This is a genomic window from Paraeggerthella sp. LCP19S3_G8, from assembly GCF_052119225.1.
In the GTDB taxonomy this organism is placed as follows: domain Bacteria; phylum Actinomycetota; class Coriobacteriia; order Coriobacteriales; family Eggerthellaceae; genus Paraeggerthella; species Paraeggerthella hominis.
Genome location: NZ_JBQKFQ010000018.1, coordinates 1 through 18,507, shown reverse-complemented (window position 1 = coordinate 18,507; position 18,507 = coordinate 1). Strand labels below are relative to the sequence as shown.

The 18,507-nt window shown below is 36.3% G+C and carries 21 protein-coding genes; all 21 read right to left on the bottom strand.

Annotated features, from left to right (window positions below):
- Nucleotides 1-917, bottom strand: a 917-nt coding sequence (locus tag ACTQZK_RS12925; protein WP_441899733.1) for a peptidoglycan recognition protein family protein, incomplete at its 3' end; no start/stop codon positions are given.
- A 53-nt stretch (nt 918-970) separates the two neighbouring features.
- Nucleotides 971-1,369, bottom strand: a complete 399-nt coding sequence (locus ACTQZK_RS12920) for a phage holin family protein (protein ID WP_441899732.1) — start codon at nt 1,367-1,369, stop codon at nt 971-973.
- An 11-nt stretch (nt 1,370-1,380) separates the two neighbouring features.
- Nucleotides 1,381-1,839, bottom strand: a complete 459-nt coding sequence (locus tag ACTQZK_RS12915) for a hypothetical protein (protein ID WP_441562941.1) — start codon at nt 1,837-1,839, stop codon at nt 1,381-1,383.
- Nucleotides 1,840-2,835 carry a structural protein gene (locus tag ACTQZK_RS12910; protein ID WP_113825985.1) on the bottom strand — a complete coding sequence of 332 codons (996 nt, stop codon included), beginning with the start codon at nt 2,833-2,835 and terminating at the stop codon, nt 1,840-1,842.
- 10 nt (nt 2,836-2,845) lie between these two features.
- On the bottom strand, nt 2,846-3,970 hold the full coding sequence (locus ACTQZK_RS12905) for a siphovirus ReqiPepy6 Gp37-like family protein (protein ID WP_002381461.1): 1,125 nt from the start codon (nt 3,968-3,970) through the stop codon (nt 2,846-2,848).
- Nucleotides 3,971-3,972: 2 nt separating this feature from the next.
- Nucleotides 3,973-4,872 carry a phage tail domain-containing protein gene (locus ACTQZK_RS12900; protein WP_441899731.1) on the bottom strand — a complete coding sequence of 300 codons (900 nt, stop codon included), beginning with the start codon at nt 4,870-4,872 and terminating at the stop codon, nt 3,973-3,975.
- Entirely contained in the window at nt 4,872-9,623 is a 4,752-nt protein-coding gene (locus ACTQZK_RS12895) for a phage tail tape measure protein (RefSeq protein ID WP_441899730.1), read from the bottom strand. Before ACTQZK_RS12895 ends, ACTQZK_RS12900 begins: the two co-directional genes overlap by 1 nt.
- Nucleotides 9,624-9,844: 221 nt before the next feature.
- The gene (gene gpG / locus ACTQZK_RS12890; protein WP_010717120.1) at nt 9,845-10,192 is read right to left on the bottom strand and encodes a phage tail assembly chaperone G; all 348 of its coding nucleotides are present in this window, start codon (nt 10,190-10,192) and stop codon (nt 9,845-9,847) included.
- Nucleotides 10,193-10,247: 55 nt separating this feature from the next.
- Nucleotides 10,248-10,721, bottom strand: a complete 474-nt coding sequence (locus ACTQZK_RS12885; RefSeq protein ID WP_441554071.1) for an Ig-like domain-containing protein — start codon at nt 10,719-10,721, stop codon at nt 10,248-10,250.
- Between the two features lie 73 nt (nt 10,722-10,794).
- The gene (locus ACTQZK_RS12880) at nt 10,795-11,388 is read right to left on the bottom strand and encodes a major tail protein (RefSeq protein WP_010708051.1); all 594 of its coding nucleotides are present in this window, start codon (nt 11,386-11,388) and stop codon (nt 10,795-10,797) included.
- A 32-nt stretch (nt 11,389-11,420) separates the two neighbouring features.
- The gene (locus ACTQZK_RS12875) at nt 11,421-11,840 is read right to left on the bottom strand and encodes a hypothetical protein (protein ID WP_002400736.1); all 420 of its coding nucleotides are present in this window, start codon (nt 11,838-11,840) and stop codon (nt 11,421-11,423) included.
- Nucleotides 11,837-12,229, bottom strand: coding sequence for a hypothetical protein (locus ACTQZK_RS12870; RefSeq protein WP_441554072.1), 393 nt, complete (start codon nt 12,227-12,229; stop codon nt 11,837-11,839). Before ACTQZK_RS12870 ends, ACTQZK_RS12875 begins: the two co-directional genes overlap by 4 nt.
- Nucleotides 12,226-12,600, bottom strand: coding sequence for a hypothetical protein (locus ACTQZK_RS12865; protein ID WP_002404844.1), 375 nt, complete (start codon nt 12,598-12,600; stop codon nt 12,226-12,228). The genes ACTQZK_RS12870 and ACTQZK_RS12865 overlap by 4 nt, the downstream gene beginning before the upstream one ends.
- Nucleotides 12,587-12,892, bottom strand: a complete 306-nt coding sequence (locus tag ACTQZK_RS12860; protein WP_002358075.1) for a hypothetical protein — start codon at nt 12,890-12,892, stop codon at nt 12,587-12,589. Before ACTQZK_RS12860 ends, ACTQZK_RS12865 begins: the two co-directional genes overlap by 14 nt.
- A 77-nt stretch (nt 12,893-12,969) precedes the next feature.
- On the bottom strand, nt 12,970-14,115 hold the full coding sequence (locus ACTQZK_RS12855; RefSeq protein WP_441555093.1) for a phage major capsid protein: 1,146 nt from the start codon (nt 14,113-14,115) through the stop codon (nt 12,970-12,972).
- Between the two features lie 26 nt (nt 14,116-14,141).
- Nucleotides 14,142-14,912: a head maturation protease, ClpP-related gene (locus ACTQZK_RS12850; protein ID WP_010707160.1), complete on the bottom strand. Its 771-nt coding sequence runs from the start codon at nt 14,910-14,912 to the stop codon at nt 14,142-14,144.
- On the bottom strand, nt 14,884-16,059 hold the full coding sequence (locus tag ACTQZK_RS12845; RefSeq protein WP_010707159.1) for a phage portal protein: 1,176 nt from the start codon (nt 16,057-16,059) through the stop codon (nt 14,884-14,886). Before ACTQZK_RS12845 ends, ACTQZK_RS12850 begins: the two co-directional genes overlap by 29 nt.
- Nucleotides 16,060-16,091: 32 nt before the next feature.
- On the bottom strand, nt 16,092-16,274 hold the full coding sequence (locus ACTQZK_RS12840) for a hypothetical protein (RefSeq protein WP_002359532.1): 183 nt from the start codon (nt 16,272-16,274) through the stop codon (nt 16,092-16,094).
- Between the two features lie 14 nt (nt 16,275-16,288).
- Nucleotides 16,289-16,456: a hypothetical protein gene (locus tag ACTQZK_RS12835; RefSeq protein WP_002358079.1), complete on the bottom strand. Its 168-nt coding sequence runs from the start codon at nt 16,454-16,456 to the stop codon at nt 16,289-16,291.
- Between the two features lie 12 nt (nt 16,457-16,468).
- A complete protein-coding gene (locus ACTQZK_RS12830) occupies nt 16,469-18,148 on the bottom strand; it encodes a terminase TerL endonuclease subunit (protein WP_002358080.1) in 1,680 nt (559 codons plus the stop codon).
- The gene (locus tag ACTQZK_RS12825; protein WP_025186135.1) at nt 18,145-18,468 is read right to left on the bottom strand and encodes a P27 family phage terminase small subunit; all 324 of its coding nucleotides are present in this window, start codon (nt 18,466-18,468) and stop codon (nt 18,145-18,147) included. Before ACTQZK_RS12825 ends, ACTQZK_RS12830 begins: the two co-directional genes overlap by 4 nt.
- Between the last annotated feature and the right edge of the window lie 39 nt (nt 18,469-18,507).

The window sequence follows — 18,507 nt, the reverse complement described above, 5'->3', positions numbered from 1 at the left end:
TTGCGAAGAACAATACCTTCATTTACTCCGATAGTAAATGTTTTTGCAGGTGTCGGCTTGCTATTTTCCCACAATTCTGCAATATCTCCATCGTTTGCATAACCTAAAAGTTTGCCGCTGTTTTCGATACGATACAAGTTTTTACGACCATCTAATTTTTGAGTAATCGTGCCAACTTGGGTCCAAAGAGTGTTAGCATTGAGATGCTCGTTGATTGGTGCATCTGGATTTTTGTATATAGTAGTGAATCGGATATTTTGCCCAACTTTATATTTTGGTGCGTTCGGCTTGCCAGGGTTTACAATTGTTTCTGAACCATCTTCTGGCAATCCTGTCTGCAAGTCTTGTGCTAGTTGCGCCTTATTGATGCCCCACTGTGCTAAATATCCGTATGGATCAGTATGATCACCCCACCAATTTTTAGTAATCCAATCATGAGTGACTATTCCGTATCCTGTACCATCATCTAAGTCAAACGTTGCACCAATCTGTGTAGCTAAATCACGAATCAAATTTACATATGCGGCATAGTCCTTTTTGAATGTTTCTTTATTATTCGTTCGAGCGAGTTCGATTTGTGCATAGGCTTTTGCATTCGCTGTCGCACCTGCACCCCACTGGATTTGGCCAGCTGGCGCTAATTGTTTCACTCGACCACCAGAACCGACAAAATATGAAACATAGGCACTCGTCCAGTTCCGCTTCATATAGGCCGTTTCGTTATCTAGACTGTTTGGACCAACATTGTTCCCATTACCTGACTCATGTAAGACAATTAATTCATTGGTAGCATACCCTGGAAAGTACCCACCAAAATTAATAGGGTCTTGCTCCACTTGGTATGCATTCACACCAATCGGCAACATAAAACTTAACGACATTCCGACAGCAACTAATAATTTAACAGTTTTTTTCATTTAAAAACCTCTTTCCTATTTTTTAAACAAAAAAAGAAACGACACAAGCCGCTTCAATTCTTGTCTTTATTTCGTAATTTAATAAAATAATCCTTTAACTTTTCTGGTAAAGGAATAAATTCCAATACATTCTCGCAAAATGAAATGCCTTCATTCGCAATGTAAAAAATAATCACCATTTCTCTAATAGGAATATTATTCCCTACTATACTTTCAACTTTCACAGACACTGCCACTACAAATAAAATCATTACTTTTTTGGCGATTCCCAACATACCTATTTTGCTTGATAGTGATTTAGTAGCGATTGCTTTAAGCCAACCTGTTACAAAATCAACAATCATCAAAAATAACAAAACATCTAGCAATTGATCCATTCCCCCAAGAAAGCTAACGCAAATACCACCTACAATACTGGCTACAATTGACAGGCGGTTAAAATATTTTTCCATATTAAGCCCCCTTAATTTCCAGGTAGTTGAGGAGCTTTCTTAACTCCAATAACATGAATTACTCTAAAAGTATCTGTTTTTGTTTCGACAGTTCCACTTTTAGAAACAGTTTTTGCATACGTGAAATTAATTTTGTTATTAGAAACATGAATTAGCATCTCTCCCATATCCCAACCGTTGCTTGTAGGATAATCGTAAATGTTAATTGCAGAACTTCTAATATCTATTTCGCCAGATTTATTATTCAGGATGGTAGCATCTGTTCGATTACCTTGATATTCACAAATAAATTTTACTGCCTCATAGTTGCTTACATTGTCGAGCAACGTGACTGTGCCATCAGAAAATTTAATAGGCTGTTTATTAAGTAACACTTCATTATTAATAGCTGCCTGTAGTTTATCTATATTTCTATTTATTATCTCATCCCACATGGGATCGCCATGAGTTAATTTTTCAAGTTCAATCATTTAATTACCCCCTAAAACTATTTCTATTGTTTTTCTACCAGAAATAAATCTGTGATGCTGTTCGTCAACTTTGATATATTTTGGACTAACCATAGTGTGTGTTGCTGGTATTTTTACTTTTAATGTATTTTCACTAATATATTCTGCTTCAACAGGTATACTAAATAAGTTTCCACCGCCTGCGCCATATGCTTCACCTACTGGCATCACTCCAGCTCCATAATCCCATGTTAATGCATGGATAACTGGAAAATAAGATAGCTTATAAATTATCGTCCCCAATTCATAAGTTGGCTTTAATTCATTAATTTGATTTTGTAAGTTAGTTACTTGATTTTCATCTAATTCATTTTTTAAATTTTTTAACCAACCGTTAAAAATATCTGACATATCGTTTAACGACTGGGTCATTTCCCTATTCTTTTCATCTGCTGAATTTGTAAATTGGTTAAAAACTTGTTTCAACATTTCTTCGTATTGCTTTTCCATTCCAGATACCGAAACATTCTCAAACGGTGTTGAATAGCCACATACTTTTTCATCTGGTCTCTTATCTGTGATCAAATCCGCTGTAATAGCTGTGCTGTTCCTTGGCACTCTGACAGTGGCCAACTGAATTTCAAATACATCTGGCGTGCGTTCGACTGTCACATTACCTTTTTTGACTGCTACATAAGCTTGTCTAGCGTTCAAATCATGACGAACAACAATTGAATCTGTTCGATCTTGTGTTGAAGAAGCAACGTCAATTGGTACTGCAAAAGCAGACGTATTTATATATTGATAACCTTTTAAACTTGCTGAACCTGCTTTTACAACAACTCTCATCCCAACAGAATCAGCTGCAGTCACTCTTAATGCTTCACCGACTGACATCATGACGCCATTGCGAAAGATATTTTCAAAGTATTTTGCCCAGTCTGCCGATGTATAAGCACGATCGTATGTGCCATCATCTTGCAAAACGGCATCATAAAATAAACTTAATTCCGCCAAAAATAACCACCTACTTTCCTTTTCTCTTGATTACATCAATAATTGTTTTACTTTGATTACCGAATTCGCCGTCAATATGGTAGCCTTTCTCATCCCAAGTCTGAGTTACAGAATTTAGAACCACTGTATCTGAATAGCCAAAAGAAGAAATACGTTTTACACGATCCCCCAATTTATAATCTCGACCATAAACAAAAAGACTATCATTCAAATTGATAGTCCCATTCAATGCCAAAACTCTTGGTTGTTCAGTTAATTTTTCTTTTCCTCTTGATTGCAATGTGGCAATATATTGTGCATCTGGCATTTTTACATCATCAACAGTCTGTTGTAAGTCACGAGCATCGACATATATTTCTTTTCGTTCGAGGCCACTCAAATTGTTATTTACTTGAGTATGCTTCCGAGCTTTTCCTTCGCCTTCTCCATAAATAAGGGCTGTAGTCGCTTCATCATAGTTGTTCTTTTCTAATGATTCATTAGTGACATTTTCAAACTCTGCACTAAATTGAACTACACTAGAAACATCTTCACTTTTTCTAAAACGAATATTTGTTCCAACTTGGCCGTTTGATGTTGAGCCAATACGCCCATTCGAGATAGGAATTTCGTCAAAACCAAAATTGTAACTTTCACACAGTCCCTCTATTTCTTCTTCAACATTCCCATAACTGTTTTGATAACTAATGTTTGAATTAGTAATTGCTGGCGGTTGTTCAACAGATAAGTAATTTATTTTTCTTTTAGCATCTGACGGAGAGACCACTTCGTTCCGTAAGTGATCGTAGCAAATCAGCTCTGGTCTTTTTGTTTGATTGTAAATTCGATAAACAATTCTCTTACCAGATTTTGCAAAAAGAGACTTCCCAGAAATTGTAATTAATCCACTGCTCAAATCATCGCAAATAATAGAATCAATATAGTAAAAGCAATTATTAATTAATAGCACTGTGTCTTCGTCCATTAATTCTTTTGGCATATACTTTAAAAGAACAACCGTTTCAAAAGTATTGGCTGACTTGAAATTTTCTTTGACACTCATTGATTTCCATATGTCCAGAACTGCCGTTGACTCATAATCAAAGCCAGACTTTCTTCGAAACACCTCTACAAAAGGTAATGGCATAAAATCCATAGCTACACCCCGCTAACTAATGGTGTAAATTGCATTTCACATGTAATTCCATTTTGAGAATTGTTGGCCGCTTTTAGTTGTAAATAGTTATCTCCTTTAGATAATCGAAAGAAACTACTACCCTCCATACGTTCTGGAACAGCATTAGTTTCTACACCATTAACAATTTTTTTCGCATACAACTTTCCACGTACCGTTGAAAGTTCGAATCTTGTTCCAGGTTCAAAGGTTCCTTTAAATCCAAAGAAGGTTTGTTTTGTCACATCGTAAATCTGCGGATCAGTCACGGTTGTTACACATTTCATATGAAAAACTGCTCCAACCTGCACATCTCCATTGTTTACAATCTTTTCAATATTCCCTGATTCAAAGCGACCAAACGTATGCTTCTCGCCTTGAACAAAAACCATTGGAAAAATAAGCGTTGGCTTTAATGTTGCCAAAGGAACCAGTGAGTTATAAAACGATACATCTCGGAAATAAGAATCGAATGCTTCAAACTGTAAAGAGAATAAGTTCCATTCATCATCCTTATAAGGATTACCCTCGTATAATTTGAAACTAGGCGCTTGGATTGGTAATACGTCGGTTTCATACTCCTTATCATAGACTTTAAGAGTTAGTTTCCCTGTTTGTTTTAGATCGATTTTTTGAATCATATCTCGGCGCAGCTGATAAATTTCTTCTTCTGTTTTTCCAATTAAAGTACCTTCTAGCAACGGTTTACGTGTACTTAAACGGATTCCAACAACTTTTGCGCCATCTTCTCCAAACACTTCTTCTGCTAAAACAACATTTTCTGGTGCTTCTAATCCCTCGACGTTTTGCAAAAAATAAGGAGCTTCCTCATTAAAAACGAGTTGCTCCCCATTTTGGTTCGTATAAACTAATTCTAGTTTCACTATTTAAACCCCCTCGCTAAATCACGCAATTGGCGTTTTGTTTCCATCGCCGTTTCTCTCGGTGTTTTTGTGTCTGCACCTGTGATATATTGTGTTACTTCCATGTTTTTAATATTTCCGTCTTTCAAGTAAGAAACCATTTCACGCATAAGAGAAGCAAGTTCGCTAAAATCATTCGATTCATGTGAATCTTGAACAGCAATTAGATTTTTAACAACTGAAGAGTTTCTCGGAACACCCACGCCGTTTTCATAATGAGGAATTAATTTCTTTGTTTCTGAAGCTTTGATTACTTTTGATCCTTTTGGTAAATCTGGCAAGAATACATTTCTACCTTCTGGGATGAAAGGCACGCCACCTTTAGGAATTACCAACTCTTTATAAGTACGTCCTTTTTGGTCGTTGACGATTGCCGGACCACCAATATGATTATTGGTTCCTGTTTCGAGTCCTAAAATTTTTGCTACGCCAGCGCCTAAATTAGCTACTACGTTTAAAGTTTTAGTAATTACCGAAGGGCCAGAATTAAAATCACTTACTGCATTTTTCGCTTGAGATGCTGGTCCACTCGCTTGATCATTAGCCCTTAATAGTTTTTCAACTGGATTGTTTGCTGCGAAAATATTTAAGCTACTATTACCACTTGAAGCCGCACCGACAACTCCACCTGCATTTCCTCGCAGGTTTTTCGTTCCTGGATTATTGGCATTGTAGGTGTTCAATGCATTGCCACCTTGTCGAGCTGCAGCTTGGGTATTAGAAGAATCTCCACTAAGTATTTTTTTTGTAGGATTATTCCTATTATAAATATCTAGTTGATCACCAGCTGCACGACTTGCATTTTGAACAATTGAAGAATCACCTAAAAGTGTTTTTAGTAGTGGTTTAATCCCGTTATATTCTTCTATGCTAATTGTTCCATCGGCTATCTTAGCTTCTAAATCTTCATTATTACCAAGCATTTTTTTTACTGGATCAGGTAATGAATTCCACGCATTCATACTTTCTTCTGATTTCATTACCTTTGTTAGTAAATCATCATTATTGGCAAGCATTTTTTTCTGGTCTGTTGGAAGGTTATTCCAATTTGTTAGATATGTTTCTGAAGAAAGAATCTTTTGTAGCACATCCGTGTTATTTGCTAAAAGCAGTTTGCTTTCATCTGGTAAATTTTTCCAAGCATTAAAGGCTCGTTCTGATCCATAAATTTTTGTCAGTAAATCTTGATTATCTGCATAAAATTCTTTAACATCATCTGGTATATTAGACCAATTGACAATTTTTTCTTGTGAATCACTAAGTACTTCTAAAAACTCTTTGTTATCAGCTTTAATTTCTTTATCATGTAACTTGTAATCTTCCCAAAGTCCAAGATTAAGCATATTTTCAGCCATTTTTTCAGGGGTATTAGAATACAGAATGGCCTTCTTCTCTTCAAAATTAAGTTTGTCCCATTTTCCGTTGGCTTGTAATGCCTGAGTTACAGTCTTCTTGGCATTTGTATCTAAAAGTGCTTGTTGTTCCTTAAACGTCATGCTGTCCCATTTTCCGTTAGCAATTGCTGCTTCGGCAATCATTAATTTAGCATTACTTTTTAGGTCGGCATGTTTGGAAGCATATAGGAGTTGGTTCCATTCTTTTTCAGAATTCGCAGCTTCGTTAACTGCTTCTTGCGCATTGGTTTTGACTTCGCTTGTTTTTGGATCAAGAACAAGATTATTCCACATTTTCCCATATTCACTTGCTTCATTACCAACATATTTAAGTTGTTCAGCGTTCTTCTTAGCATTTTCAGCAACTTTATTTGTTGTTTTGGTAACATTCTCCAATAACTTCTCGTTATCTTCAATAAGGTATTGTGAAGCATTTCCGCTCTCTATTATTACTTGTCCAGAAGCCAAATGAATTTTATCTTTTAGCTCAGGAAATTTCTCAACAATGGCCGCCATTTGGTTATCAAAACCTTCTGTCGTAGTCTCGTTTATTTTATCCCACTCTTCAAGATACTTCTGAGCAAATTCGCCATCAAGGTTATATCCCCAATCTTTCAACCACTTTTCTTGCTCTTTCCTCATTTTTGCATAATGAGTCTGCGAAGCATTTCTTTGTTCCACCAGTGACTGTATCCATTTTTCTGCTTCTTCTTCTGTAGCATTCGCTACATCTCCAGTCATAGCTTTCAATATGGATCGTCTTTGTTCTGCTGAAACATCTAGCGTATTTACATAAGCTTCTGCAGTATTCTTTGATAAATCACTAATCATTTGAGCTTCAGAAACACTCAATTGACGATTTTCGTTTGCAGCCCTTTGTCTAATCTCTTGAATTTGCTTATTATTCGATTGGATTTCTTCCACAGCAGACTGATTTAGTTTTTTCTCATTCTCAATGATTTCTTTCATTGAGTCTGTAGCGGTTCCTGGTAACTGCTTTAATAATTGATTCAATCCATCTACTTTTTTATTTAAAGACTTTTCAAGAGACTGACCCGCTGCTTCAAAATTTTCTGCCATTTTAGAAGCATCTGATTGATTAAATCCATCTTTTAATAAGCCAAACTGACCATTTGCAGCTTTGGTTTTGTCTTGCACCCCGTTTAAGGTTTTGTCAACTTCTCGTCCGACATCAGTTCCCCATTGCTTAACACGTTGGGAACTATTCCAAGCTTCTTCTCCCCAGAGTTTCCACACTGCTACACCTGCTCCAATCGCTGCAGTTGCACCTAACACCCAAGGATTCAATAAACTAAACCCTTTAGTCAATGAACCAATTTGTGTTGTGGTTCCTCCGATTTTAGCAGTCAATCCTCCTAATGCCGAACCAGAAGAAGCAATGCCTTTTCCGAATCCAACAGAAACAGAACTACCCTCTGCAAAAGCTTTTGTAACATCTTCAATCGCTCTTTTTTTAGACATAGCGGCCATTGTCTCAACAAAGCCCTTGCCTAAAAATCCTACACCCTTCGTTAAAGTACCTGTTAACTTAATAGCAGGCCCCATTGCAGCAGTTAATGCAATCATTTTAACAATTGTTTGCTGTGTTTTAGGATCAGCATTTGAGAAAGATTCCGCTAAATTCGTTACGGTTTTGATCATTGGTTTAGTCGCTTGCAACGCATCTCTCAATGCTTTTACTAAAGGACCACCAAACGTGATTCCTACGTCCACTGCTTCATTTTTAAGCATCTTTAATTGAGATTCAGTAGTTTCATATCGCTTGTTAGCTTCCTCTGTTAAAGCGGTGTTTTCTCCCCATGCTTTAGTTCCACGATCTACAGCACTTTTAAATACATCACTGGCACCAGCTGCACGTAACAAACTGTCACGAAGACGAACTTCGGTAATCCCCATATCATCTAAAACAGCAATTGCAGATTGTCCGTGTTCTTTCGTTTTTCCTAGCCCTTCAATAAATTTGATAATAGCACCTGAAGCATCCTCTTTGAAAGCTTTAGAAAATTGTTCTGCAGACATTCCAGCTACTTCTGCAAAATCATTTAATTTTCCTGATGCATCGGTGGCTTCTTTATGCATTGTTTTTAATTCTTTGCTAGTTAACCCCATTGCACCAGCAGTGTTTTTTAACTCTTTACCGCCATTTCTAACAGCGCTAGAAACCTGTTCCATAGATACACCAGTTTGTTGGCTTAAACTCTCTAACCCTGCAAATGCATTGGCTCCATTTTCTACAGCCAATTGCATTTCAACCATCACTTTAGAAAATGCAGAACCGCCTGCTTCTGCCTCAATACCAACCGAACTCAATGCAGCCGCAAATCCCATGATTTGAGCTTCACTCATTCCCACTTGGTGACCAGCACCAGCAAGGCGTAATCCCATTGCGGTTATTTCTGACTCGGTTGTCGCAAAGTTATTACCTAAATCAACAATCACAGAACCTAACTTGTCAAATTCCGTTTGTGGCATTCCTGTAATGTTGGCCAATCGAGCTAAAGCAGTTGCTGCTTCTTCTGCGCTCATGTTCGTTGACTCGCCTAAGTCAATCATTGTCTTGGTGAAGCCAACTACATTTTTAGTTTTGATCCCTAACTGCCCTGCTGCTTCTGCAACGTTTGCAATTTCCGTGTGACTTGAAGGTAATTCTTTGGCTAGTCCACGAAGACCATTTTCTAAATCTTTGTATGAGTAAACAACCTTACCTGTTGAGTCTACAACTTCATCATTGGTCTTTTTAACCCCTGCGAAGTCTGATTCCCATTTCACAGCGGCCGTTGTTACTGCTGCAGCTCCTGCGAGAATTGGCAAAGTTATACCTTTTGTTAAGGCTCCGCCCACTTTTTCCATTTTTTGCCCACTAGAAATCATTTTTTCGCTGGCATTATAAATGGCGCCAGTGGCACCAGTGGTTTTGACTTGCATTTCTGCCATTTGACCAGCTGTTTGAATTAATTGAGATCGATAATTTGCTAGTTTTCCATTGGCATCTTGCAATTGAGTTGCTAGCCTTTTGGTGGATTCTGTCGCTTTTCCATCTACAAATGACTCGTCATAAGCTTTTTTCAATGCAGCAACTTGTTTCTCTTGGGCTCCAATGATTTTAGTTAATCCATCAAAACGTGTGCCAAGCTTGCCCATTTGATTGCCCGCCATATCAGCGATTTTTGCATTGGCTTGCATTTCTTTGGCTAAATAGCGAACTTCTTTTTTAGCATTTGCTGCACCACGACCAAAATCAGAACTATCCAAGCCCAACTTAATGACCATATTTCCTAACGGCGTTCCACCACTCATTTAGTTACCTCCTTCCCTTTATGCACCACCACGCTTGACTAATTCGCTTAATGGTCGCACCTCTTGTTTTTTCTTTTTAGTTTTCTTTTTCTTCGGTGCTTTTAATAAGATTTCATCAATATCCAAGCAGTCAGTATTCATGAAATCCCGAATTGTCCACCCAAGTTCTGTAACTGAATCACGGACAAAACCAACCTGCAGGTCATAAAATTCAGACCAGCTTAGATTTCCTCCGCCTTTTCCTTTTTTGACGCTTCCACATCTGTCTTAGATAGGCCAAGAACTCGATAGCTGATAATTTCCCATATTTTATCAATGTCTAAAGCATCCATACCGTTAAGAATTGCTTCTTTAGTAAGTTCTTTTTCATCGAATAAATCGGCGACGAATTGAATTTGCATTTCTAAATACTCGTCAGCTGTTGGTTCTAATCCTTCGCTTGTTTTTTCTTCTCTAAGTGAATTTTCTTTTTTTATATAGTCTGTACGCTTAGAAAACGGCACAAAGTCCTGTGTAAAAGTTTTTTCTTCGCCATCAATGCGTAAAGTTAGTTCAATTTTGCGTTCCATTTTTTAACCTCCAAAAAAAGAACGGCTAACTAAAGCCGTCCTTAATCAATAATTTTTATTCTGCTGCTGATACTGTCAAAGTACATTCTGCTGTAAAATTACCGTCTTCAGTTGTACCAACAAGTTTTGTAACACCTTCCGATACGGCTGTTACTTTTCCTTGCACTGGCGTTACCGTTCCAATCGCTGCATCTTCAGAATTGAATCTATACGCTTTGTTTGTTGCGTTTTCTGGCATGATTGTAGGTGTTAACGTTGCTGTTTCACCAACTTTTAAAGCTAATTCAGTCTTATCCAAGGTAATTCCAGTAACTGCGATAGGTAGTGTTTTAAATGCTGGTACATCAACATGATCAGATTCTTTTTCTACACCGTCAACGGTGGCAACACCTGTGACAGTAAAGTCACCTGCTAAAACATCCGCATTTGCGGCAATTCCTGTAATAGCTAAAGGCGAAACACTTTCTGCAACAGGATTAGTTTCACCTTTTTTATAAAGTCTAAATTTTTCTGGTGGAATAAACGACATTTCTTGTCCTCCTAACTTAATTCAATATTGGCCCCATCTGTGGTGGGAGTAACAGCTCCCACTGTGGGGCTTGCTACTTTTCCGGCGCTGGTGTTTCTTCACCAAATAATTCTTTTTCTAATTCTGCTAATGCTTCAGCATCATCTGCAAAACCGACAGTAACTTTTTTACCGTTAATTTGGCGAGAAACAGCAGAATAAACGTATTCGCCTGGCTCTGGTGTAAAGTCATCATCATTTAAGGTTTCACCTTTGACACCATCTGACGAGAATGTACCTGCATACATACCAAAACCAATTTTTTCGCCATATAAATCCTCTGATTCAATCAATACGGCGTAATAAGGGGGCTCTGTATCTTCACCAATATGGTAGACTTTACTTGTTTCGCTTGCTTTTGTATGTCCTAAAATTTCGTGGTCAATCACCGCTGGAATGTCTAAGATACCTAGGTTCGCCGCAATATCTCCGTGGCCTTTACGAGCTACATAATAAGCAATGTTTGATCCGAAAACCTTTGACGGCTCTTTAGTCAACCCAGTGATTTCAAAACTTGCTGCGGCTCCTTGTTTTGGCTTTCCCTCAATAACATATTTTTTGTCAGCAATTGGGTTTAATTCGTTGTCCAGTTTTTTAATTGTAATTTTGCTAAATCCATAAGTTTGCATATATATTTTCCTCCTAAAAAATAGACACCAACTTAATAGTCGGTGTCGTGAATTTGTGTATTTTTTCTGTAACGTCTTGCATCCACAAAACGTTTTGTTTCGTTAAAGTACTGATCTAAGCCACCATCAAGACGGCCAAATCCAATTTGTTTCATTGTTTCTTCAACTGCTTTAGAAATTTGCTTGGTTGTCATTCTATCCATGCTTTCAACGTTAATTTGATAATTAAACCGAATTGATAAAGCTTTGTTGTTGGCAAAATAAGCGTTAGTTTGTGGACCAAGAAAGTTATCAATGACAATGAAAGGTTTGGTAGTATCCAAAGTTTCTGGTACTTCGTAAAATTTAATGCGATATTCAGTTTTACCATTGTCATTAATAAAACTAGTTTTTTCTCGAATCAGAGGATTATCAATTAATCGATTGTAAACTTCCATCATCATGTCTTTCATTTAGCTAATTCCTCCATATTCGACTTCATCTCTCCAAATGCTTTCGCTTGAATTTCATCAGCTGCAGCCTGTAGTTTTCCCATTCCACGAGGTCGCACATAAGTACCATAGCGTGTATAGCCGAACTCATTTAAATGGACGATAGGCGCACGTTCCTTTGAAGCCCAGCCAGTCTCAACTCGTTTTGGATTATTTTTCACACCGCTACTTATAACTAAGTCGTGTGTTTTTCCTGAATCGATATAACTAGCCATATATTTTTTAACAGTCTGCTTGTTTCTTTCGCCTTGTTTTTTTAAAGCTTTGTTTGAAATTCTATTTACTCGTGCTTGACCTAGTTTATCTTCCATATTTTTGAGAATTTCTTCTAACCCTGTCACTTCGCTCATGACGTTATCCCTAGAACAATCTTGATAAAACGGTTATCTTCAAAATCTGGTGAAACATCTACGATTTCCCATTCTTTGCCCACTGGTAAAGCTCTATAGTCGTCAATAACAACTTTATGTTTGTTGCTAGGGATATAGTCTTGGTGTGGATCCCGGATTTTAATTGTCAGCCCCTCTTTAGTTCCTTTTGCGTTCAATATTTCCATGTCTTTCATTGATGGATTGTAAGCTAAAGAAAAGCATTCATATAGCTTTTCGTTTTTTTCTTCTCCTGGCTCTGGTCCATCATTTGGAACAAATCCCCAAAATTCTACACGTGTTTTCAAACTACCACTATTAATTTTAGGCTTTTTATAATTAGGGTGTATCATCGTTGAACACCTCCGCATATTTTAAAGACTGCGCTAATATATCTGGCTGAAAATTTGTTTCGAAAAACTCTAATGAATCGTTATAGGCATATCGGCTGCGCTCAAATACAAGTTCTATGAAGGTTAAATCACTTTCTGGTTTAACTGGATTGATCAAAGAATCAAGGCGCAAAAAAGAAGCGGCTAAAATTTCCGTTAACGATTCATCTTCCGACGTTCCAAAAATTTTCATCCGCTTCTTAAATTTTTCTAGGTTCAGATTGGCTAACTCTAATGCTTGTTCATTAGTCATTGAATCCCTCCCCTGTTATTTCAGATTTACAACAGCCCCGTCTGTTGTTGGCGTGACTTTTTCAATCACGGGGATTGCTACTTCCCCGTCTCTGGGTCTCCATTAATTGATAATGTCCATACAGCTGCAACTTTGTTGTCTTGTGCTTTACCAAACGCAAATTGTTTTGCAGTGAATAAACGACAATCTTCTAAAGCTAATGTTTGATCGTATTCTTTGATCACTAATGCTCCTGCAGCAAATGCATCGTAACGACCACTAACAAAAGTGGTAACTTTTCCAGATTTTTGGAAATCAGATTCCACAATCCGCAATCCAAAAGGTAATTTCGTAACCCAGTCCCCCATTGCATTACGAGAAGTAAACTCTGTTTCAATATCCAAAGCTTCATCCGGGCTCGCAACAATAACTACTTTCCCAGCGACAGAAATACGTTTGCCATTTTCTTTAACAGAATGGTATTTACGCATTTCTTTTAATTCTTTAATCGCTGTTTTTTCATCGGCAAAAGTTAAAGTTCCTGCTGCTTCTTTCTCTGGATAAGTAGTCACACCGTTTGAAGTAGCTCCCTTTGCTAAGTCACGAGTTAAACCAATAGGCTTATCGTTTCCATCGCCATTTAGGAAAGCATCTTCGAAGCCAACAGCAAATGCCTCTTTAATTTGAGTAGTTACATAACGTTTAATCCAAACAGGACCATATTCTAATAGATCGTTTGGTAATACTACAAATGCTGTTGCTTTGCTTTGTTTTGCATCGTCTTCGCTGAAGGTTGCATCTAACTGACCTTTAATTTCGCCGAAAATTTTACCCCAAACAATGGCACCTTTTGGATCAGATTTTAAGATTTTCAAGCGTAAACCTGTGTACTTTAAGCCTAATTCTTTTAATAATGGACGTTCTCTTGTTAAATCATTAAAAATTTCATCCACTGTTGTTTCAGGAAGTGGTTCTTCATCTTTCCAGCCTGTTTCAGTGACTGCGTTAAAGAATTTAACTTCTTGAGGTGTAATATCTTTATCCATTTTTGAAGCATTGATAAATTCTTCTGCTTCCATACGAGCTTCTTTTTTTGCTTCTGCTACCATGTCTTCTGCTAAAGCATTCATAGATGCTTCGTATAATTCATTTTGTTTTTCCTGTGGATCGCCATTTTTTACAGATTCAATAAAAGCTTTACGCTTTTCTTGATAATTGACCATTCCTTTTAAATTGATTGTCATATTTAAATTCCTCCTAAAAATGTGTATTAAAATAAGAACCTAGCAAACGGCGATTCGTTCGTGGGTTCTTTGGGTTCGATAGTTTGTTCAATTGTAATTTCGTTTTGCTTCACTTCTACGATTGCTTCAGCAATCATTTCTTTTAATTCTTTTTTATTGACCATTACTACTGGTTCGTTCTGCTGATTTTTTAGTTTTTTCACTTCATTGATAATGTCTTTTGAAATAAGACCACTTCCACCATCAGCAACCAATAATGGGCGTTCGGTATTTTCGAACATGATTTCATCCACAAAACCATTTTCAACAGCTTCTTCTGCGGTTAGCCATGTTTCTTTATCCATTAACGCTAAAATTTCTTCTTTGGCTTTACCTGTTTTTGAAGCATATGCATTAGCTAAAGAATTATTGGCTTTCTGTAAAATTTCACTTGCTTTGTCCATTGTGTGATAATCACCGCCAACCCCCATCGAGACATTGTGAATCATAATTTGACCAACTGGGCTAATGGCAACTGTGTTACCAGCCATCGCAATTATACTTGCAGCACTTCCAGCCATTACAATGTTTACTTTCACATGACCCTCATAAGAACGCAGAGCTGTGTATATTTCATTTCCCATATCCACAAGTCCACCATATGAATTGATAGTCACTTCAACATCTTCATTATTTGCAGGTAACAAATCTAAAACATCGTTCGGGGATGTTGCTTCCATGTCAAACAACTCATAGAACCATTTATCATCATTAGAAATGATTGGCCCATTAACTTTGATTTTCACTGTCATCTTCATCTTCACCCCCTTTCAATTTTTCATAGTTTTTAGTAATATGATGCTCGTTCATAAATGCTTCCTCTGATTCTTCATACTCAAAATCAATTAACACTTGGTTAGGCGTGAATACTCCAGAAGCAATTAATTTATCAATTTGTACAGCTTGTTCATACGGATCACGTTTAAGAACATTCATGATTACCACTCGTACACCTTGTTGGTACTCATATTTTTCCAAAACTTTATTATTAAGTTCTGATTGTAGTTTGTCCTTCAATTGAGTAATACAAAGTTTTTGATAGGCTTTTAGATTAAATTCTAGATCGGCCATTTCTCCATGTACTAATGCAGAAGGAACACCAATGGCACGACAAACATCATTGATTAATGACTTTTTCATTTGGTCCAATTCTTCCAAAGATTGATTAGACGAGCCCGTTTTATTTGTGTACTCTTCGTATTTAAAACCTTTCAGTTGTGGAACTATTGCTACTGAGTTATTTCTAAAAGATTTGTATATCTTATTAACGAATGCTTGTATTTTTTCTTGATCGGTTCTTCCATTTACGTCCTTTTTATCTCCATAACTACCTGTTTGATCAATAGATACACCTGCTCGAATTTGGTTATTTCGCATAGAAACTTCTAAGATACGGCCAAAAAGCTCACCATAATCATTGAATAGACCATCGGTGAACTTATCTAATTTTTCATTGTTATATTGAAGGTAAATAACCTCAGACATTTTAAAGTTTCTCTGATAGATGTAGTTTTTTATAGTTACTTCCGAAAACGTATCTTCGTATAGTGCATATTCATTTCTATAAAAATCATCTGCAATCAATAACTGATTATCATCGGAAACAACTACTAACACTTCGTTATTTTTTAAAAGTGTATAAAAGAATTTTTGCCAAAAATCATTCGCTGACATGTCTTTATTTGGGCGTACGTTTAGTAGATAGTCCCATTCTTCTTTCGTGGCACCTCTTATTTGTACTTGCGTTGTTGACATGGTCCTAGCGACAAAATTTAAAACAGAATCTAAAGCCCAGCGCTTTAAGTATGCTCTAGTAGATACGTCGTTTATAAACTCAAAATCCAACATTTCTTGAATAGCTTTGTTTTTAGCTGACGTACCTTTTAATAAGTCAAATAAACTCACTCATTCACCCCCTTTCCAAAAAATGGTAAAACTTAAATATTTGAAAAACTATACTTAAAATATTTATCAAAATTACGTTCGATTTTTTCTTCTGCTGATTGAATGACTTTCGTGTCCTCTTTTCTTAAAACATAAATTTTGAAATATACACTTGCCTCTAATAAGTAATAACGTAGCCTTTTCTTGACGTTTATTTCAATTACTTGATTTTCCATTCAATTCTCCACCTCTATTTTATTTTCCCTAAAAAATGACGACCCGATTTATTTTCTTTTTTTGCTGGCACATCCCATTTATAGCCGTTATGAGTAACGAATGTCTTTTTGAAATATGCAATATTGTTTCCATAAGCTGATTTCGTTGCCCTAACAATATTTAGGTATTGTGGTTTATACATAACTATCACTCCTTAAAAGTCTAATTCTTCTAATATATCGAATGCATCTTCAAAATTATAATCTGTGAGTTCATCTGCTAAATACATACCGCATACAAATGCTTTAAATCCATCTGTTTTCCTTCTAACTTCTTCTTTTTTTAAGTACGTCTTATTTCCATCATTGTTTGTCTTTACTAATACATTATTCGTGTACCACCGCATTAACGGATTTTCTCCAAAAATGATGTGTCTATTAGCAAACGCCGTTTCTATTCTCGGTGCAAGCAAACTATCGACTGCTCTAGGATTTTTTATCACAACCACTTCAAATCCCGCAGCTATTAGTAACGGTCTCAATACATCCATTCTGAAATTATCGGCAACAATTTTTGTAACTCCGTATTTATATCGTTGTTCAACAAACCAATCGACCACTGTTTGTGGCTCAATTGTAGCTCCATCAACTACAGATAATAATCCTCTGTTTTCCCATTCTTTTATCGGTGCGAATCGCTCTTTTGTTTGTTCTGATGCTTTCCTAGAGTATCCGTAATATATGTCTGCAAATTGCTTTCTAACAAATGAATGTGTTTTAAAAACATAGTCATCCTTATCTTTAAATAAAAGACCACATGCGGCAAAATCTCGCAAGCTAGCAAAGTCCAAACATCCAATTGCTTGTCTACCTTCTAAATTTGGTAAAGGACGATTGGTGTCCATTATTTCTTCGTAACTAGCCACTGATCTTTCTAAATCTGTAACTGGTAAATTCATTCTTTTAGTCATAAACTCTTCTCTATTTGACGGATCGTCCTCTAAGTCTTCATATTCTTCAAAAATAGTTTCTAAAAGGCTCTCGGCATACTCTGATAAAGGTTGATGAAACATCGGATTTGCTAATTCCCAGTTTTCTGATTCTGTCACTTGGTCTTCTGAATCTAATTTGCAAATAAAAGGGAAAATAGCATTAGGTCGACTAGAACCGTTTAACACTCTTTTGGCTTTTTCTTTAAGAGAATCTAAAAATCCCTCTCGAACATATCCATCTGTTCCTACATAAAATTCTCTAGGATTCGGCTTTTTTCCTAATCCAGAAATATGCACTTTTACATCTTTGTTCGAAGGGTATTGGTGAATTTCGTCGAAAGCCACCGCTCCATCTCTTAAACCATCTTTAGTATCGCCATTCGACGTTCTAAATCTTATATAGCTACCAGTTTTTTTAGAGGTTATAACTGTTTTCCCATACTCGAAAGCTTTTTGAAGTGTTTTATTTCGTTTGATTGTATTGTAAATTTCTTCGAAAGAAGTTTTTGCTTGATCTTCTGAATTCGCAACAATCGAAATATTGTAATCTAGAATTCCATGTAATTCAGTTTGTAAAAAATTAAGAACGACAGAAAGAAGACCATTTTTACCGCCACCACGGCCGAACATCCATAGAAATTTACGATAAAAATTTCTGTTATTCTTTTTAAAATACAAAAAGACGAAAGCAATCAAAAATTTTTGAAATGGCTGTAATTCAAAAAACCATTTTTCACCATAATTGATGCAATCGTCTATCATTTTGTCATTAAAATATATATCATCTCTTGAAAGTATATCTCTTTCTAGATACTCTATTAGTTCAATTCTTTCTTTATTAAGTTTTATTTCACCTTTTTTATATTGTTGTATATAGTAATCGACATGTTTTTGCTTAATCATACTAAGTCACTCTCGCTATAATTATCATCGTCAACGCTAGTCACTATTTTTGTTGATTCATCTAAATTAAGGTCTTTTCCCAAAGCAATCAATGCACGTGAAATTTTAACTTTTTCGGCGATTGCTGGATTGATTTTTAAGTATTTCTGCGCTCCGTTTTCAAACTCTACAATCGTTCCATACTTAGAAATAGACGAATTCATTTTTTTATAAAGCTTTACTAAATCAAGGTATCTCTCGACTTTTTCAACTTCTAGTTGATCGTTTTCGTCAATTTGACTCATCAACTGTTTTTTCAAATCTGCCATTTTCAATAGCAATCACCCCCCTATAAAAAAATTTAACGTATATTTTTAGAC

Excerpts from the sequence above, each read along its gene's own strand:
- ACTQZK_RS12830 (WP_002358080.1), bottom strand. The coding sequence starts at position 18,148 with ATGATTAAGCAAAAACATGTCGATTACTATATACAACAATATAAAAAA.
- ACTQZK_RS12885 (WP_441554071.1), bottom strand. The coding sequence starts at position 10,721 with ATGTCGTTTATTCCACCAGAAAAATTTAGACTTTATAAAAAAGGTGAA.
- ACTQZK_RS12835 (WP_002358079.1), bottom strand. The coding sequence starts at position 16,456 with ATGTATAAACCACAATACCTAAATATTGTTAGGGCAACGAAATCAGCT.
- ACTQZK_RS12920 (WP_441899732.1), bottom strand. The coding sequence starts at position 1,369 with ATGGAAAAATATTTTAACCGCCTGTCAATTGTAGCCAGTATTGTAGGT.
- ACTQZK_RS12870 (WP_441554072.1), bottom strand. The coding sequence starts at position 12,229 with ATGAGCGAAGTGACAGGGTTAGAAGAAATTCTCAAAAATATGGAAGAT.
- ACTQZK_RS12850 (WP_010707160.1), bottom strand. The coding sequence starts at position 14,912 with ATGAAGATGACAGTGAAAATCAAAGTTAATGGGCCAATCATTTCTAAT.
- gpG (WP_010717120.1), bottom strand. The coding sequence starts at position 10,192 with ATGGAACGCAAAATTGAACTAACTTTACGCATTGATGGCGAAGAAAAA.
- ACTQZK_RS12865 (WP_002404844.1), bottom strand. The coding sequence starts at position 12,600 with ATGATACACCCTAATTATAAAAAGCCTAAAATTAATAGTGGTAGTTTG.
- ACTQZK_RS12915 (WP_441562941.1), bottom strand. The coding sequence starts at position 1,839 with ATGATTGAACTTGAAAAATTAACTCATGGCGATCCCATGTGGGATGAG.
- ACTQZK_RS12875 (WP_002400736.1), bottom strand. The coding sequence starts at position 11,840 with ATGAAAGACATGATGATGGAAGTTTACAATCGATTAATTGATAATCCT.
- ACTQZK_RS12840 (WP_002359532.1), bottom strand. The coding sequence starts at position 16,274 with ATGGAAAATCAAGTAATTGAAATAAACGTCAAGAAAAGGCTACGTTAT.
- ACTQZK_RS12905 (WP_002381461.1), bottom strand. The coding sequence starts at position 3,970 with ATGGATTTTATGCCATTACCTTTTGTAGAGGTGTTTCGAAGAAAGTCT.
- ACTQZK_RS12855 (WP_441555093.1), bottom strand. The coding sequence starts at position 14,115 with ATGACAATCAATTTAAAAGGAATGGTCAATTATCAAGAAAAGCGTAAA.
- ACTQZK_RS12860 (WP_002358075.1), bottom strand. The coding sequence starts at position 12,892 with ATGACTAATGAACAAGCATTAGAGTTAGCCAATCTGAACCTAGAAAAA.
- ACTQZK_RS12880 (WP_010708051.1), bottom strand. The coding sequence starts at position 11,388 with ATGCAAACTTATGGATTTAGCAAAATTACAATTAAAAAACTGGACAAC.
- ACTQZK_RS12895 (WP_441899730.1), bottom strand. The coding sequence starts at position 9,623 with ATGAGTGGTGGAACGCCGTTAGGAAATATGGTCATTAAGTTGGGCTTG.